1 pseudogene is annotated in these 523 nt (G+C 46.3%); it reads left to right on the top strand.

The window, feature by feature from the left end:
- A pseudogene (locus R7Q48_RS30920) lies at positions 1-324 on the top strand (methyl-accepting chemotaxis protein); the annotation flags it as partial.
- Positions 325-523: the final 199 nt, after the last annotated feature.

Here is a 523-nt window from a genome sequence, read left to right as displayed (position 1 = left end):
CAAAGCAATACCAAGCTTGCCGTAAACAGCATGCAAGCCAGCACTAGCTTGGCAGATACCAGCGTGGATTACGCACAGCAAGCGCACGACAGTCTAACCAGCATCACCAACTCTATCACTGAGATTAATGATATGGCGATGCAGATTGCGAGCGCAGCAGAAGAGCAGCGAGCGGTAAGTGAAGACATCAGCCGCAATACTCAAGGTATCAAAGACGATGCAGATGTCATTGCTGAGCAATCACTGAAAAGCAGTGAAGGCGCACGCAGAATGTTCAACACAGCGAACACCATGCGAGAAAACATCAGTCGCTTTAAAGTGTAAACCGCCCCGAAAAAGCAGCTCCCAGAGCTGCTTTTTTATTGATGTTATCTAGCCCTTTAACTTCCCAATAATAAATAAAAAAATGATGGCATTGCTCGTGGCATTTCATGCATATTAAGAGCCCTCAACCCTATTCAACAAGGACGTCTATCAATCATGGGTTACGAATGGCTTGCTCTGTGCGCTGCCTTTTTATGGG

This window comes from Vibrio sp. 378, assembly GCF_033339435.1.
Note: the sequence above shows the minus strand (reverse complement) of the source record. Positions and strands in the feature narration are given on the sequence as shown.